Below are 526 nucleotides of genomic sequence, written 5' to 3'. Positions count from 1 at the left end.
ATAGCGCAAATCAGGGTCTAGCAGGGCGAAGGGCAATTTTCATACCGGAACCACTGTGAACCCAAAAAAGCTTCTGAGCGTACGGATAGGACGCTTCTTACTCACTACGTGAGCGCGTTCTGGTATTCGTCGCGCAGCTCCTCATAAAATCATTGGTTACGCCGTCACCTTATGCAAATAAAAAAATGGCGAAATGTCATTAACACTTCGCCATTATGTTTGGAACTATTGTACTTTAACCATCACAGCTCATTTCTGGCTGCGATAGCTAAGAAATGACTTCGATCTCGATAGAGATCACTATTCTCTACTTTACGGTCGATCACAGCTAGTAGTGATTCTGGTAGAGAAATATTGACTCTTTGGCTTTTACCACTGTATTTGCTTACGTCAATTTCTATTTGTAACCAAACATCACAAAAACTGTAGCTTTGATCTTCTTTATAAATCAATGCTCCCTGGTCTTCTAGTCCTAACACATCAAAACCATCGGCAAGCATTTCTTCTAAAATGCTTTCTATCGCTT

General features: G+C 40.9%; 1 protein-coding gene. It reads right to left on the bottom strand.

Annotation, left to right across the window (positions count from 1 at the left end; translation table 11 throughout):
• Positions 1-242: 242 nt before the first annotated feature.
• On the bottom strand, positions 243-526 hold a 284-nt coding region (locus AW165_RS18490), incomplete at its 5' end, for a type II toxin-antitoxin system HicB family antitoxin (protein WP_060466687.1).

The sequence above is a fragment of the Acinetobacter sp. LMB-5 genome (genome assembly GCF_001541635.1).
Taxonomy (GTDB): Bacteria; Pseudomonadota; Gammaproteobacteria; order Pseudomonadales; family Moraxellaceae; genus Acinetobacter; species Acinetobacter pittii.
Note: the sequence above shows the minus strand (reverse complement) of the source record. Positions and strands in the feature narration are given on the sequence as shown.